The sequence below is a fragment of the Collinsella sp. CLA-JM-H32 genome, from assembly GCF_040098165.1.
In the GTDB taxonomy this organism is placed as follows: domain Bacteria; phylum Actinomycetota; class Coriobacteriia; order Coriobacteriales; family Coriobacteriaceae; genus Collinsella.
Window position 1 is genome coordinate 1 of the sequence record NZ_JBBNMZ010000029.1, and the last position, 802, is coordinate 802.

An 802-nucleotide genomic window follows, 5' to 3' on the forward strand; every position below is an offset into this window, starting at 1 on the left:
CAGCTCCTTGGCGCACAGGCGATCGTGACCGTCCTCGCCGCGAATGACTGGGGCAATCCAGATATGCGCGTGCGGGGTGCCCTCGTCCAGATGAATCTGGGCTGCGAGCAGGTTCTCGTATCCGTACCGCGCCCCGAACCACTGAACCGACCTGTCCAGAAACTCCCTCGCGTCCTTCTCGTCCAAGGCATCGTTGCTTGAGACGATGAACCCCATCGCGCGGACTTGGTTGTCCCTAATTTTCCGCTTGGTGTTCAGCTCGCCCATACGGCGCTCGATGGCCTGTTCGAGCGGAACGGGACTCTCATCCCCCGCGCGGCACAGGTACCCGACATGCCGACCGCTCTGGTCAACATCGTTGGCGTAGGTGTGCGCCCGTCTGTCCAGCTCCTTGCCCACGGCTTCAAGGCTGTCACATTTGGTCGACTTCATGGCAATCAAGGGTGCTACGGTCATGTCAAACTCCCGAGTTCGAACCACCTAAAGGTGCGTTAGCGGCTTTGGTATAGTCACGTTATACCAAGCTACGCTTGGCACGTGCAAGGGGGTTTCCCCCTTGACCCCCGCCCTCGTCCGTTCGCGGCGTCGCTCACGTCCTTCGGGCCATCGGCGCAAGCGCCGAACGGAGGGACTTCGCCCCTCCGAACCACCCCCTCAGCTGGCACATGGCACATGGCACATAATGGGGGGAATCCTGTCGTGGTAAGGATTCCCCCCATCCCATCCCAGAGGTTTTCATTGCCGTGACACAGGCAAGGAAAGGGTCGATGAGCAGGTGTGCCCATCGACCCTCGACCAAGGA

General features: G+C 60.8%; 1 protein-coding gene. It reads right to left on the reverse strand.

Annotated features, from left to right (window positions below):
• On the reverse strand, positions 1–456 hold a 456-nt coding region (locus AAA021_RS09485; RefSeq protein WP_349089036.1), incomplete at its 3' end, for a plasmid recombination protein.
• Positions 457–802 lie beyond the last annotated feature (346 nt).